Source organism: Verrucomicrobiota bacterium (genome assembly GCA_039027815.1).
Taxonomy (GTDB): Bacteria; Verrucomicrobiota; Verrucomicrobiia; order Verrucomicrobiales; family JBCCJK01; genus JBCCJK01.
This window is the reverse complement of the sequence record JBCCJK010000002.1, coordinates 66,707-79,228: the sequence shown is the minus strand read 5'-3', so window position 1 is coordinate 79,228 and position 12,522 is coordinate 66,707. Positions and strand designations below refer to the sequence as shown.

Genomic DNA, 12,522 nt, shown 5'->3' with positions numbered 1-12,522 from the left:
AATTTTTCATCGCCACGCACAAAAATCGATTTTAACCAACCGCCTGCCGTCGAAGGCCCATGGAAAGCATAAAAGACAAACCATGAAATACTTCCTCCCCCTCTCCGTAGCCTGCTTGCTCGCCGGGGCCTCCCCCGGCCTGGCGGACGAGCCCGAAGCCCCGCAGCTCGCTCCCCGATTTGAGAAGCTCTACCAAAAGCTGCGCGAAAAGCCCTCCACCCCGGAGCCTTCGGCCATGCTTCTCAACACCGACCCCGAGCCAGACTTGAGCCAGGGCTTCGTCTCGCTCTACAATGGAAAGAACCTTGATGGCTGGGTCCAGCGCGGAGCCGACAATCTCTACCACGCAGAAGGGGAAGCCATCGTGGGCACCTACGTGCCACCCCAGGCCAATTCCTACCTCTGCACGGTTCGAGACGACTTCACGGACTTCATCTTCACGGTGGAGTTCAAATGGCTTCTCCAAGGCAACTCTGGCATTCAATTCCGCTCCCGAGTCATCGGCCGAGGAGGCGTCCAGGGGCCGCAGGTCGAGCTGGAAGAAGCCGCCCGGAAACGCGGGTGGACGGGCGGCGTCTACGGCCAAGGATTGGGAGGCTTTCTCTACCCCCTCTGGCTGGATGCCCACCAAGAAGCCCGTCAGGCCGTCAAGTTCGATGACTGGAACCGCATCACCATCCACGCCGAGGGCGCCACCGTCAAAACTTGGGTCAATGGAGTGCCGTGCGCCCATTTTCAAAATGAAGAGTTCCTGAGCGGCTATTTTGCCCTGCAAGTTCACAAGGCGGAAGAAGGCCTCATTCACTTCCGTAATATCTTGGTCAAGGAACTGTAACCTGCCCCCCTTCCTCCCCATTTTCCAACCATGAAAACTCCCCGCCCCCTGCCCCTCTCTCTTCTTCTCTCCAGCGCGCTGGCCAGCTCTTGCCTCCACGCGGCCGAGCCCATCCAGCTTTTTAACGGGACGGACCTGGAGGGCTGGTCAGTCAAAGGAGGCCGAGCCACTTACGAGGTCGTCGAAGGGGCCATCGTGGGAACGACTCAGCCGAAGTCTCCCAACACCTTCCTCTGCCCGGAGCAAACCTTCTCCGACTTCGAACTCACCTTCGAGGTCCAATGTGATCCCAAGCTCAATAGCGGGGTGCAGATTCGTTCGATCGACAGCACGGAAAACCTGCCCGAAGAACTCACCGGAACCACCCTCAAGAAAGCCAGCAAGCGGACCAAATCCGGCAGCCTCACTGGACCCCAAGTGGAAATCGCCGCCAACAACAAAGCCGGCTCGATTTACTTTGAAGGCGTGGGCGGGTGGCTGGTGGAAGGCTCGCCCAAAACCGCTGCCAAGGCCTACCTCAAAGAAGACTGGAACCACTACAAAATTCGGGTCGAAGGAAAAAGAATTCGGGTCTGGATCAATGACCAGCTCGTGACCGATGGAGAAGACAGCACTTCCCACTTCTCGGAAGGCTTCCTCGGCTTTCAAGTCCACAGCATCAAACCCGGAGTCGGCCCCTTCCAAGTCCGCTGGAGAAACATCTCCCTCCTCCCACTGTAAAAAGAAGCAGCCAGACCAAGTGGCAGAAGGGCCAACTGCCTGAATCCCGAAACCTCAGTTCGACCCAGTTCGGGAGAAGGAAAATTAGTCCTCTTCCGACGGCAGCTCGGGAATCAACTCCTTCAACCCCTCGCCCTCCCCTTCGGGAACGGCCGGCACAGGTGGCAACTGAAACTGGAACGTCTGGCGAAGTTGCTCGGAAAGGTCCCCCCCGGCCATTGAAACCGACCCCAAACGATCCCGGAGCGCTTCCGGCACCTTGGCCTTCTCCTCTTCCGTCTCGTAGGGGCCACTGAAGACCACCTCATTGTCTCCATCGCGTGCCTCCAACCATTTCTTGCCTTCTTTCGAGAAAACCTTGATGGAGCCCTCTTGATCCTGGAGAAGCAGCTCCTCTCCGTCGAAATTCATGACCCGACGATGGACCCCAGGCCCGCTCGGTGGGAGGACCTCCCCCAGCCGATTTTCCAGAAGGGATTGAAACTGGTCCATCAAGAGAGGATCCACCCCTCTCACCCCACCCTCCTGGCGCAAGCGGTCGAGAGCGTCTCCCAAGAGGTCCTCACCCAAAAACTCCTCCAAAAGCTGATCGATGGAAGAAGCGCCCCCCGAAGGCGAAGACGGAAGCGGTCTCTTCTCAGCCATGGCCGGGGGCAAAGAACCAAACTCGACCTGCAAGGACAGCGGCTCCTTTTTGCGAAGGACTTCCAGGGTGGCGGTCGAGCCGACCGCCCGTTGGCGCACCAAGACCGAGAGTTGTTCCGGATTGATCAGGAGTTGTTCGTCAAGCCGCACCAGAATGTCGTCTTTCTGCAAGCCCCCTCGCTCCGCCGGACTCCCGGGCGCCACGTAATCGACCGCCAGGCCCGAACCGGTCGGGATGTCGAGATGCTGATAAAGGATCTCCGGCAGCTTGTTGGTGGCGATGCCTAACCAAGCCTGCCTAGCAGAATCCTCAGTCGCTTGTCCTGCTTGCCCACTCGCAAAAGTCACCAGCGAGCACAGGACCGCAGTTGAAACGAACGTCCGCTTCATAGATCGATCTTGATCGGGGCAGTCGATATCAATCCAACTTGGCAGGAACTTGCCGCCACTCGGTTCGGGGGAGGGTCATTCGCACATTCCGCCCCGTCGCCGGGTCCACAAACTCCTTCGAATCCAAATACTCGTAGCGCAGCACGCGCACCACTTGCCCATTAGCCAACTGCCGCACTCCCTCATCGACCGTCCGCACCAGCTTGGCTGATGCATCCCCTTCCGAGAGAGAAACGGGGGAGATCGGAGCTTCCACGCCTGCAATGGCCGGGGTGCTAGAAGGGCTCTCCATCGGGGCCTCGGCATGGACCCCCGCCAAAACCGTCTCTTGGGTTCCCTGCAATTGCGGGATCACCTGCATGCTAAGGAAAAGCGCGAGACAGGCAGCCGCCGCCACCGGCACCCATCGCAGGAAGCTGGGGCGAAGGACCTTGCCCTTTTCTGGCTCGGGAAGCGCGGCGGGCAGGGGATCATCGGAAAGAAGCGCCTTCTCGATCCGGTCCTTCAAGCGGGCGGTGGGCGCTGCCGGAACCAGCGCTTGGAGTCGGGCTTCGATTTCTTCTGTGGTCAGCTCACTCATAATTTCGCAACTCAAGCGTCAGGCCAAAAGCATCATGTTGTTAAAATCGGAATAATTTGCTTTGCCCACGATTTTTCGGCGGAGCGCTTCCAGGGCGTAGCGATAGCGGGAGGCAGCGGTGTTTTGTGGGATATCGAGGGTCTCAGCGATTTGCGCAAAGGTCAAACCAGTCCAAATCTTGAGCGTCAACACCTCCTTGAACTTGTCCGGTAGCTCTTTCATGGCATCGCGCAACTGCTCATCTCGTTCGTCTTCTTCGAGCGAACTCTCGAACCAAGTGACGCCGAACTCATCGTCGAACTCCACCACATTTTGCTCCCGCTTGACCCGGCGGGTCTCCTTGCGACCGAGGTCAATGGCCGTCCGGCGGATGGCCGTGTAAGCCTCCGCCAGACTGGGAAGCTGGTTGGGGTCTTCCCCCTTGTTCAAGCGCCACTTCCAGAGGCGGATGATGGCGTCTTGCAGCACATCCTCCGCGTCCGCAGCCGAGCGGGTCTGCTGCCGGGAGAAGAGGAGGAGGCGATTGCCGTTTTTATCGAACCAGTTGCGCCATTCTTGCGTGGCTGCGGGCGAGTTTTCTTGTGAGGTCATGGTGATGCTGAGACGGAGGCGTCGTGCACGCATTCATTTGTCTCGGGGACTTCGCTCGCCTCCCGACAAGCCTCCTTGCAGAAACACCCCTCCTTTTCCTGGCAAGCCTCACAAAGGAAAAGCCGCGCATTGCAGCCAGAAAAGCCACAGTTCACATAGCGGTCCGAAGGTTCGCCGCAGAGAGAGCAGCGGGAAACCACCTTGGGCGGCTCCGCCCGATTGACCGCCACCCCGACCCGCTCGTCGAAGACATAACACTGCCCCTCAAACTTCTCGCCTTGGACCGTCTCATCTTTCCCATAACTCACGATCCCCCCCTCGAGCTGGTAGACCTCACGAAAGCCTTCCCTCAGGAGAAACCCCGAAAGCTTCTCGCAGCGGATCCCCCCCGTGCAGTAGGTCAAAATGGGCCGTTCCTTGGCCCCGGCCAGATGCTCGCGGATCCAATCGGGAAACTCGCGGAAATTCGCCACCGGTGGGCAGATCGCCCCCTCGAAGCGACCCAGGTCCGACTCATACTCATTCCGCCCATCCAAAAGGATCACCTCTTCCTGCTCCATCCTTTCCCGCCACTCTCGCGGGCTCAAAGACCGACCCGTCTCCTCCCACGGCTTCACATCCTCCTCCCCCAGTCCCAGACTCACAATCTCCTCGCGCACCTTGATGGAAAGTCGGGGAAAAACATGCCCTGCCACCGGATCCGTCTTGAAGACCATCTCCGCTGTGACCGGGTCTTGGCGCAGCGCCTCCCGGTAGCGCTCACAATTCTCCGCTGTTCCCGAAACCGTCCCGTTGAGGCCCTCCTTCGCCACCAAGACTCGTCCCTTCAGCTCCAGTGATTCACAAAGTACGCGGTGCCGATCCCGATACCCCTCCGGATCCGCCATCGGCGTGTAAAGGTAAAACAGAAGCACCTGGAAATCTGTCATGGGTCGCACAGTAAAACTGAAAACCGAATTCCCGCAAACGCAGCCGCTCCCTCAAGCTGACAATCATCTTACAATTTCCAAACCCCCCGCTGACGACATTTCCCTGCCCGCGCCGCCCAGTAGAGGACCAACCAACCCTGTTGCCCAATGAAGAAAATCCTACTCACTGCCTTCACCGCCCTCGCTTTCCAAAGCGCCCCCGCCGTCCAGGACCAGCTCCTCCTCCGATCCGAGCTCAGCCACCCCCTCCTCTTCGCGGGAGAAACCCAAAGCTCCTACCTCAAAGTCGGGCTAACCGGCTTCCCCATGGAGCCGGAGGCCGAGCGAGCGCCCATCAATGTCACCATCGTGCTCGACCGCTCGGGCTCCATGTCGGGGCAAAAAATCGCCCACGCCCGCCAAGCCGCCAAAATGGCCGTCTCCCGCCTGAGCGCGCGAGACATCCTCTCGATTGTCACCTACGACGACACCGTGGATGTCCTCGTCCCCGCCACCAAACTCACCCATAAAAAAGCCATCTACGCCGCCATCGACGAAATCACCAGCGGCGGCAGCACCGCCCTCTTTGCCGGCATCTCCAAAGGCGCGGAAGAACTCCGCAAATTCAAACAAGCTGAGGCCGTCAATCGCATCATCCTCCTCTCGGATGGCCAGGCCAACGTCGGCCCGCAAACGCCTCAGGAACTCGGCGACCTCGGCTCCTCGCTCGCCCGGGAAGGCATCGCCGTCACCACCATCGGCCTGGGCGGCGGCTACAATGAAGACCTCATGAACCAGCTCGCCCTCCGCTCGGATGGCACCCACAGCTTCGTGGAAACGCCTCAGGAGCTGGCCGCCGTCTTCGACCAAGAACTCGGCGACCTCCAATCCGTGGTGGCCCAAGCCATCGAAATCGAAATCGAAATCGCCGACGGCATCCGCCCCGTGCGCGTCCTCGGACGGGAAGCCACCATCGAAGGCCAGAAGATCAAAATCGCCCTCAACCAGCTCTACGCCGAACAGGAGAAATTCCTCCTCGTGGAATACGAAATTCCCGCCAGCCAAGCCAACCGCGACCAAGCCATCGCCGACGCCCGCGTCACCTATCGCAACATGAAGACCGACCAACGCGAAACCTTGGAAACCCGATCGGTCGCCCGCCTCACGGACGACCCGGCCGCCGCCGAGGAAGCCGCCAACAAAGAAGTCATGATCGCCGTCGTCGACTTCCTCGCCAACGAACGCAACTTCGCCGCCATGCGCCTGCGCGATCAGGGTAAAATCGAAGAAGCTAAAGCCGTCCTCCGGGAAAACGCCCTCATCCTCGACGAAGCCGCCACCACCTACGCTGCTCCCAGGCTTCGGGTGGAGGCAGGCTTCAACCGAGACGACGCCGAAAACCTCATCGGGGCCGAATGGAACGAAAAACGCAAAGCCATGACCCAGCGCCAAAACGAAAAAGTCACCCAAAACAGCGGCTACCGCTCCAAAAACTAAACCCCGCAAAAACTAAACCCCGAAGAGCGAGGGCGGAGGTCCCGCCCCCTTCTCCCTCACCCACCTCACTTCCCCAGAGGCCCGGCCTTGCGCCGGGCCTCTTCTTTCTGAAAACGAATACCAAGCTGCAGAATTAGTTGGTAGAATGGCCGAGTGGATTTCGGGCCAGACCAAGGCGCCACGAGGGCGCGGTGCAGGCACCGTAACCGAGGAGCAACGCGGCGCTGGCTCGAAAGACACCGGCTCTCCCTTCCCCGCGCTTCAGCGCCTCTTCCCCACAACACCTCTCCTCCATTCTTCCGGTGAATTCTGGAGGTTGGTATAAAAACTTGAACCTGAAAACTTCAGTCCCCTTCGCCCTGCTCGTCCTGATCCCCCTCGGGCTTCTGGCGGTCTTGGCTTGGGAAATGAGCCTCAAGGAACAAACGCAAACCGCCGAACGCTTCGAATCCCTCATCGAACAGCAGCTGAACGAAATCGACGCCACCTTTCGGAGCGAACTGCTCCGCATCGAGCAGCAGCTTCTGCAAGCCTACCAAAGGGCCGCCGCCACCCTCGAACCGAGCGCCATCGCCACCCCCCTCGTCCGCCACGCCTTTCTCCTGGATGCCGATTCCCGACTCCTCTACCCCGCCCCCGACACCCGGAACCCCGCCTCCTTGGAATTCCTCGACCACACCCAGGCCATCTGGGCCTCTGGCCTCCGCTTTGGCGAAGAGGAAACGGCCCGCCCTTCCCCCCCGCCAAACGAGCTGGAAGAAGACCTCCTCGCCCCCCTCGCGCCCGAGCGCTCTCAAGCCCCCGCCTTTGGCTTAAAACAAGCCCGCCAGCGCAGCCTCCCCCGGGCTCGTGTCAGCACTCAGGAAACCGGCTGGCACGCCTTCTTTCATGGGAGCGACATCGGCCTCCTCCACTGGGTCCGCCTCGACAACGGTCAAACCCTGGGCGCCGAAATCAATCGCGCCGCCTTCCTGGCGCGTCTCATCGGCGACCTCCCCTCCCGGCTCGGCGGGAAAGCCTCCCTCCCGGACACCCGCATCGTCCTGCGCAGCGCCACCCGGGAAATCCTCCATCAATGGGGAGCCCACCGCCCGGAGGCCAGCCAAGTCCCCCTCCTCTCGCTCATCCTCTCCCCCCCTCTCGAAAGCTGGACTCTCGACTACTACTCTGCCACCATTCCCGCCCCCCGGACCGGCCTCCCCCTCAGCGTCCTCCTCAACCTGGCCGCCCTCGCCCTTGTCCTCCTTCTCCTCGCCTGGTGGTTCTACCGGGAAAACAACCGCGCCCTCCGCGAAGCCTCCCAACGCGTCTCCTTCGTCAACCAAGTCAGCCACGAACTGAAAACCCCCCTTACCAACATCCGGCTTTACACCGAAATGGCCGCCGAAGACCTCGACGGCGGCCCTGCCCACCCCGCTGCGCAATCCCTCCACATCGTCCAGGAAGAAAGCTCCCGCCTCTCCCGGCTCATCCAAAACGTCCTCAGCTTCGCCCGCGCCGACCGCCAAAAGCTCCAACTCCACCCCCAACCCCTCAACCCCAACACCTGCATCCAACAAACCCTCGCCCACTGGCAACCCACCCTCGACGCCGCCGGCATCACCGTCGAGACCGACCTCCAAAGCACCCAAACCGCCTCCGCCGACCCCGACGCCCTCGAGCAAATCCTAGGCAACCTCCTCAGCAACATCGAAAAATACGCCGCCCAAGGAGGCCGAGCCCACATCGCCAGCCACGACGTCAACGGGAGCATCGAAATCCACATCCAAGACCAAGGCCCCGGCATCCCCCAACACGCCCGCGAAAAAATCTTCACCCCCTTCACCCGCCTGAGCGACCAACTGACCGAAGGCGTGAGCGGCACCGGCATCGGACTCAGCATCGCCCGAACCCTGGCCCAAGAAATGAACGCCACCCTCGCACTCCGCGAATCCAGCAAAGGCGCCCACTTCGTCCTCACCCTCCCCCTTCCGGATTCCCCGTTGATCCAAAAAACTGCCAAGCGAAGCGAGCAGTCCGCCTGAAAACTGAATCCTGAAAACGAGCAAACTCCCAAAGTGAAACTTTTGATAGCCGAAGACGATCGCTACACCCGGGAAGGCCTCACCCAACTCCTCGAGAAAGAAGGCTTCACCGTGGCCGCCGCCGCCAACGGCCGCGAAGCCATCGACCTCTTCAACCGGGAAAAGCCAGACCTCGTCTGCCTCGACGTCATGATGCCCGAGCTCGACGGCTACGAAGTCTGCAAACGCATCCGCCGCACCGACCCCGCCATCCCCCTCCTCTTCTTGAGCGCCAAAGCCGAAGAAATCGACACCGTCCTCGGCCTCGAACTCGGGGCCGACGACTACATCGCCAAACCCTTCGGCGTCCGCGAAATCCTGGCCCGCATCCGCGCCATCCTCCGCCGCACCCAACTCCTCACCCAGAAAGACGCCACCCTCGAAGACTTCGACCTCGGCCCCCTCCAAGTCCTGCCCAGCGAGCTCCGAGCCTTGAGAAACGGCCAAGAAATCCAGCTCTCTCTCCGAGACCTCAAGATCCTCCAACTCCTCCATCGCCACCGGGGAAAAGTAATCACCCGCGACCAGCTTTACGAGCACGCCTGGGGCCTGGACTACTACCCGCACAGCCGCAGCCTCGACCAGCACATCAGCCAACTCCGCAAAAAAATCGAATCCGACCCCACCGACCCCCAACTCATCCAAACCGTCCACGGCGCGGGCTACCGCTACCCCTAATAACCGCTCCCGGAGGGACGACCTCCGTGTCTTCCCAAATCAGTGCGCACCAAGTCAGCTACCCTCTCCAATCCTCCAGCCGAAGTCCCAAAACCCGGCCAAACTCCTGCGTATTTCCGGTGATTAGGGTCAGCGCATGCTCGCGAGCATGTCCCGCGATCAGGGTATCCAGAGGACCAATCCGTTTACCCTTTCTCGTCAGCTCCTCACTGATCTCCGCAGAAACCCTCGCGGAAGTAACCGTAAAGGGAAGAACCTGCAAAGGTTCCAAAAAGGTAGCCAACGCCAAGAGATGCCGCTCAGGCGAAGACGAGTGCAGCGCGCCGTAGCGCAGCTCATGGTAGGAAATGCTAGAAAGAAACGCCGTCTTGCCAAGCAGCGCAGCGAAACGCTCCAGGACCGCTGGCTCCGCCCGCAAAATATCTATACACGTATCAGTATCGAGCAACACCATCACCACGACACGTCACGATGCTCGCCTTGTGGAGGTCGCGCAAAATCCTCTCCTACCGCCTGCTCCCGAATCGCTTCAATGTAACCCTTAGGCCAAGCATTGTCTTCCAAGACAGGACGAAGAATCAACGCACCCCCCTTTCGTTCAATCTCCACCCGCTTGGTGTCGAAACGAAACTCCTTCGGGATGCGAACCGCTTGGGAGCCGCCCGATGTGAAGACCGTAGTTTTCATCTGAAGATATACGTATATCCTAGCCGACCGAATTTCAATCAGGTTTTCCCCTTCGAATGACCATGCAGTCCGACTTCCTCTTCGCCCTCACCAACCCGCGAACCGAGAAAGCTCTCAAGCTGGAGGTGGAATCGATGGGGCTCGGCTGGCGCCTGAGCTATCAGCGGAAAGGGTTCGTGACCTTTAAGGGCGAGGAGCCTTTTACCCTCGACTCCCTGCAAGCAGAGATCGCTTGCGCGCGCCGACTCTGCCTCTCCCTCGGCAAAGCGGCCAGTCACGCAGAAGCCAAAGACCTTCTCGGCGAAATCAAGGTCCTTCACCAAGCTCGCTACCAAGACCGAGGCATGCGGGGGGTGCCTTTGGAAGCGGATAAGAACCATCCCCATCCCGACGAACTCGTGGGAACCATCGTCAAGCTGGGTGAAGAAGAGTTCTGGACCGGCATCCATCGTCACCAGAAACACCTGAGCAGAGACCCCGCAGGCGACGCCGGCCTCGTCATGCCGGAGACTTCCCCCTCCCGGGCATGGCTGAAGTTAGAAGAAGCCATCCGCTTCTTCGGTCTACAATTTTCTGAAAAGGACATCGCCGTCGAGCTCGGGGCCGCTCCCGGTGGCGTCGTGCTGGCCCTGCTCAACCGGGGCGTCTCCGTCATCGGTGTGGATCCCGCGAACTTGGACGACGTCGTCATGAAGCAAGCCATCCCCAAGCGATCCCAGGCACCACAGGACCAAGCCTGGTTCTACCACTGCCGCAAACCCGCGGCCCTCGTCAGCAAGAAAGAACTCGGCCGAGGAGTCACCTGGTTTCTCTCGGACATGAACCAATCCCCGGAAGTCATCCTCAAGGAGTGTGCCCGTTTTTGCCAAATGGCCCCCACCATCCGAGGAGCGCTCATGACGCTGAAACTGACCGACCCCACGCAAGTCGCCGAAAAAGAAGCCTGGTTCGCCACGCTCCGCGAAATGGAATTCTCAAAAATCCGCCTCCAACTCCTCCGCCCCCATCATCGAGAACTGGCGCTCTTGGCGCAGCGGTAATACCAAGCTGCAGAATTGGCTGGTAGAATGGCCGAGTGGATTTCGGGCCAGACCAAGGCGCGACGAGGGCGCGGTGCAGGCACCGTAACCGAGGAGCAACCCAGCGCTGTCTCGAAAGACACCGGCTCTTCCTTCCCCGCGCTTCAGCGCCTCTTCCCCACAACACCTTCCCTCCATTATACCAGCCAATTCTGGAGGTTGGTATAACTCGCAAAAGACCTAGTTCGTAGACTACCACCGGCTGGCCCGCCGCTGGCTTTCCCTCACGGATTCACAAAGAAACTCGACCGCCGCCCGTTTTGTCCTCGGCATGGAAAGATCCAGTTCCTGAAAGGCTTGCCGCAAGATCGGGAGCGTGGGCTGGTTGGCTGTCTTTTTGAGGACCGCCAAATCCTCTTCCCGGAGACTCTTGGCATAGGCCTTCTCCTGGGCCGCTCGGTAGCCAGCCACCACTCCCTCCACCAGCTCCGCCAGCGGCCGGGCGGTTTTCTTTTGGGCTGCCTTCTTTTTGGGGGCCCGCTTTTTGGGGGCTCTCGCCTGCAACTCCTTTCCGAGATCCTCGATCTTGCTCGGACCCAAGCCGTAAGCGTCCAAGACATCGGCCACCTTGTTGAAACGGGTGGCCTCCGCGCGCTTCCCGCCGGCTTGCACCTGGGCGGCCGTCTTTCGCAGGGCTCGGATGAGTTTTTCTAGTCGCATCGCTCTCCTAGGTGATGGAAGCCACCTTTTCGGCCAAGGCGTCGAAGGTGGCTCGTTGCGTCGAGTGCAAACCCGGGAAAGGCCCCGATTCCAAGGCAGCTCCGTTGAATCGCCGAATGACCCATTCCTCCTGCCAGTAGACCCCCACCCGCTGCTTCCAAACGATTTCGAGATCGTTCTCCAACTGCTTCAACTTGCGCTCCATCACCATGGTGAGGCCATTGGGAGGGGCGTGGTTGACGACCACCCCGGCGATTTTTAGCTGCACGCCTAATTTGTTACCAAGAGGACCGAGGCTTTTCAGAAGAATGGGCACGGCGTTCATGGAATAATCGTCTGGCACCACTGGCACCAAGACCGAGTCCGATGCCGCCAAGGCCGCCACCGAAGCGGCACTCAGCCGGGGTGGACAATCGATGAGGATGTAGTCGAAATACTCCTGCACAGCGGTCGACTGCAACCAACGGCGGAGGGCAAAGCGCGGGTCATGCTCGGTTTCTCCGATGGCCCATTTGAGAAGTTGGATCTCTTCCAGGGTTCCGAGATCTCCGTTCGCTCCCAGCAGGCGGACTAGCTCGAGCCCGGGCACAGGATGGGTGGCATGGGCCACCTCCAGTGGGAACTCGGGGTCATTCACCAGAAGACGATCCGTCATCCGCTTGGTCGCCACCAGCTCCCTGTAATCCCGGCCCTCGAGACAACCCGCGGTGAGCGTCCCTTGCCAATCGGCATCCACCATCAGGATGCGCGGTTCTCGTTCGCCCAGATGCGTCAAGGCCATCTTGGAAAGCGCGGCCGAGAGATTGACGGTCAGGGTGGTTTTCCCCACTCCGCCCTTGAGATTGAAGACCGAAATGATGCGAGCGGACTTCTCTTCCAAAGGGCGGGCTTCCGGCGCGCCCTCTTTCACGGGCCGCTGGATCCAGATCGACTTCGAGAGATCTTTCACGTGGTCCAAGACTTCTTCGGTCTCAGCAATCCGCGCCTTGAGCGCTTCCAATTCCCTCCTGAGCGCCCGCTGGGTGCGACCCGTCAGCCAGTGGGCCAGCCCCTTGCCCAACTTCGTTCCAAAGAGGAAAACCAAAACGGCTGCCATCCCCAGAACGAAGCCCAAAGCGGCCGCCTGCGGCTGGGACCGCAGAAAGGAAAGGATCTCGAGAAGGATCTCCATGCGCCACAAAGAATAGCA

14 protein-coding genes are annotated in these 12,522 nt (G+C 60.2%); 6 read left to right on the top strand and 8 right to left on the bottom strand.

Features of this window, described 5'->3' with window-relative positions:
- Positions 1-82 precede the first annotated feature (82 nt).
- Together AAF555_01575 and AAF555_01570 are read left to right on the top strand one after the other, a co-directional pair.
- The gene (locus AAF555_01575; protein ID MEM6910247.1) at positions 83-835 is read left to right on the top strand and encodes a DUF1080 domain-containing protein; all 753 of its coding nucleotides are present in this window, start codon (positions 83-85) and stop codon (positions 833-835) included.
- A gap of 30 nt (positions 836-865) precedes the next feature.
- Complete coding sequence (locus tag AAF555_01570) at positions 866-1,555, top strand: DUF1080 domain-containing protein (GenBank protein MEM6910246.1); 690 nt, start codon at positions 866-868, stop codon at positions 1,553-1,555.
- A gap of 84 nt (positions 1,556-1,639) precedes the next feature.
- Here the strand turns inward: AAF555_01570 and AAF555_01565 are convergent, their stop codons facing one another.
- The 4 genes from AAF555_01565 to AAF555_01550 are packed head-to-tail and all read right to left on the bottom strand — an operon-like array spanning position 1,640 to position 4,690.
- Positions 1,640-2,590 (bottom strand): PDZ domain-containing protein, encoded by a 951-nt coding sequence (locus tag AAF555_01565; protein MEM6910245.1) that lies wholly within the window; start codon positions 2,588-2,590, stop codon positions 1,640-1,642.
- A gap of 28 nt (positions 2,591-2,618) precedes the next feature.
- Positions 2,619-3,170, bottom strand: a complete 552-nt coding sequence (locus AAF555_01560) for a hypothetical protein (protein ID MEM6910244.1) — start codon at positions 3,168-3,170, stop codon at positions 2,619-2,621.
- An 18-nt stretch (positions 3,171-3,188) separates the two neighbouring features.
- Positions 3,189-3,794 (bottom strand): RNA polymerase sigma factor, encoded by a 606-nt coding sequence (locus AAF555_01555; protein MEM6910243.1) that lies wholly within the window; start codon positions 3,792-3,794, stop codon positions 3,189-3,191.
- The gene (locus tag AAF555_01550) at positions 3,758-4,690 is read right to left on the bottom strand and encodes a rhodanese-related sulfurtransferase (protein MEM6910242.1); all 933 of its coding nucleotides are present in this window, start codon (positions 4,688-4,690) and stop codon (positions 3,758-3,760) included. The genes AAF555_01555 and AAF555_01550 overlap by 37 nt, the downstream gene beginning before the upstream one ends.
- 147 nt (positions 4,691-4,837) lie before the next feature.
- Here AAF555_01550 and AAF555_01545 point away from each other — a divergent pair, with 147 nt between their 5' ends.
- The 3 genes from AAF555_01545 to AAF555_01535 all read left to right on the top strand — a co-directional run bounded on the left by AAF555_01545 (position 4,838) and on the right by AAF555_01535 (position 8,907).
- Positions 4,838-6,166, top strand: coding sequence for a VWA domain-containing protein (locus AAF555_01545; GenBank protein MEM6910241.1), 1,329 nt, complete (start codon positions 4,838-4,840; stop codon positions 6,164-6,166).
- A gap of 329 nt (positions 6,167-6,495) precedes the next feature.
- Positions 6,496-8,190, top strand: coding sequence for a HAMP domain-containing sensor histidine kinase (locus tag AAF555_01540; protein MEM6910240.1), 1,695 nt, complete (start codon positions 6,496-6,498; stop codon positions 8,188-8,190).
- Positions 8,191-8,223: 33 nt separating this feature from the next.
- A complete protein-coding gene (locus AAF555_01535; GenBank protein MEM6910239.1) occupies positions 8,224-8,907 on the top strand; it encodes a response regulator transcription factor in 684 nt (227 codons plus the stop codon).
- 58 nt (positions 8,908-8,965) lie between these two features.
- On the opposite strand, the gene AAF555_01530 is transcribed toward AAF555_01535, so the two are convergent.
- Together AAF555_01530 and AAF555_01525 are read right to left on the bottom strand one after the other, a co-directional pair.
- Positions 8,966-9,361, bottom strand: a complete 396-nt coding sequence (locus tag AAF555_01530) for a PIN domain-containing protein (GenBank protein MEM6910238.1) — start codon at positions 9,359-9,361, stop codon at positions 8,966-8,968.
- Positions 9,361-9,594 (bottom strand): AbrB/MazE/SpoVT family DNA-binding domain-containing protein, encoded by a 234-nt coding sequence (locus AAF555_01525; protein MEM6910237.1) that lies wholly within the window; start codon positions 9,592-9,594, stop codon positions 9,361-9,363. Before AAF555_01525 ends, AAF555_01530 begins: the two co-directional genes overlap by 1 nt.
- 62 nt (positions 9,595-9,656) lie before the next feature.
- Between AAF555_01525 and AAF555_01520 the strand changes: the two genes are divergently transcribed.
- Positions 9,657-10,634 (top strand): SAM-dependent methyltransferase, encoded by a 978-nt coding sequence (locus AAF555_01520; protein MEM6910236.1) that lies wholly within the window; start codon positions 9,657-9,659, stop codon positions 10,632-10,634.
- A 231-nt stretch (positions 10,635-10,865) separates the two neighbouring features.
- On the opposite strand, the gene AAF555_01515 is transcribed toward AAF555_01520, so the two are convergent.
- Positions 10,866-11,333: a hypothetical protein gene (locus AAF555_01515; GenBank protein ID MEM6910235.1), complete on the bottom strand. Its 468-nt coding sequence runs from the start codon at positions 11,331-11,333 to the stop codon at positions 10,866-10,868.
- A 7-nt stretch (positions 11,334-11,340) separates the two neighbouring features.
- Positions 11,341-12,504, bottom strand: a complete 1,164-nt coding sequence (locus AAF555_01510; GenBank protein MEM6910234.1) for a ParA family protein — start codon at positions 12,502-12,504, stop codon at positions 11,341-11,343.
- Positions 12,505-12,522 lie beyond the last annotated feature (18 nt).

Excerpts from the sequence above, each read along its gene's own strand:
- AAF555_01575 (MEM6910247.1), top strand. The coding sequence starts at position 83 with ATGAAATACTTCCTCCCCCTCTCCGTAGCCTGCTTGCTCGCCGGGGCC.
- AAF555_01570 (MEM6910246.1), top strand. The coding sequence starts at position 866 with ATGAAAACTCCCCGCCCCCTGCCCCTCTCTCTTCTTCTCTCCAGCGCG.
- AAF555_01565 (MEM6910245.1), bottom strand. The coding sequence starts at position 2,590 with ATGAAGCGGACGTTCGTTTCAACTGCGGTCCTGTGCTCGCTGGTGACT.
- AAF555_01560 (MEM6910244.1), bottom strand. The coding sequence starts at position 3,170 with ATGAGTGAGCTGACCACAGAAGAAATCGAAGCCCGACTCCAAGCGCTG.
- AAF555_01555 (MEM6910243.1), bottom strand. The coding sequence starts at position 3,794 with ATGCGTGCACGACGCCTCCGTCTCAGCATCACCATGACCTCACAAGAA.
- AAF555_01550 (MEM6910242.1), bottom strand. The coding sequence starts at position 4,690 with ATGACAGATTTCCAGGTGCTTCTGTTTTACCTTTACACGCCGATGGCG.
- AAF555_01545 (MEM6910241.1), top strand. The coding sequence starts at position 4,838 with ATGAAGAAAATCCTACTCACTGCCTTCACCGCCCTCGCTTTCCAAAGC.
- AAF555_01530 (MEM6910238.1), bottom strand. The coding sequence starts at position 9,361 with ATGGTGTTGCTCGATACTGATACGTGTATAGATATTTTGCGGGCGGAG.
- AAF555_01525 (MEM6910237.1), bottom strand. The coding sequence starts at position 9,594 with ATGAAAACTACGGTCTTCACATCGGGCGGCTCCCAAGCGGTTCGCATC.
- AAF555_01520 (MEM6910236.1), top strand. The coding sequence starts at position 9,657 with ATGCAGTCCGACTTCCTCTTCGCCCTCACCAACCCGCGAACCGAGAAA.
- AAF555_01515 (MEM6910235.1), bottom strand. The coding sequence starts at position 11,333 with ATGCGACTAGAAAAACTCATCCGAGCCCTGCGAAAGACGGCCGCCCAG.
- AAF555_01510 (MEM6910234.1), bottom strand. The coding sequence starts at position 12,504 with ATGGAGATCCTTCTCGAGATCCTTTCCTTTCTGCGGTCCCAGCCGCAG.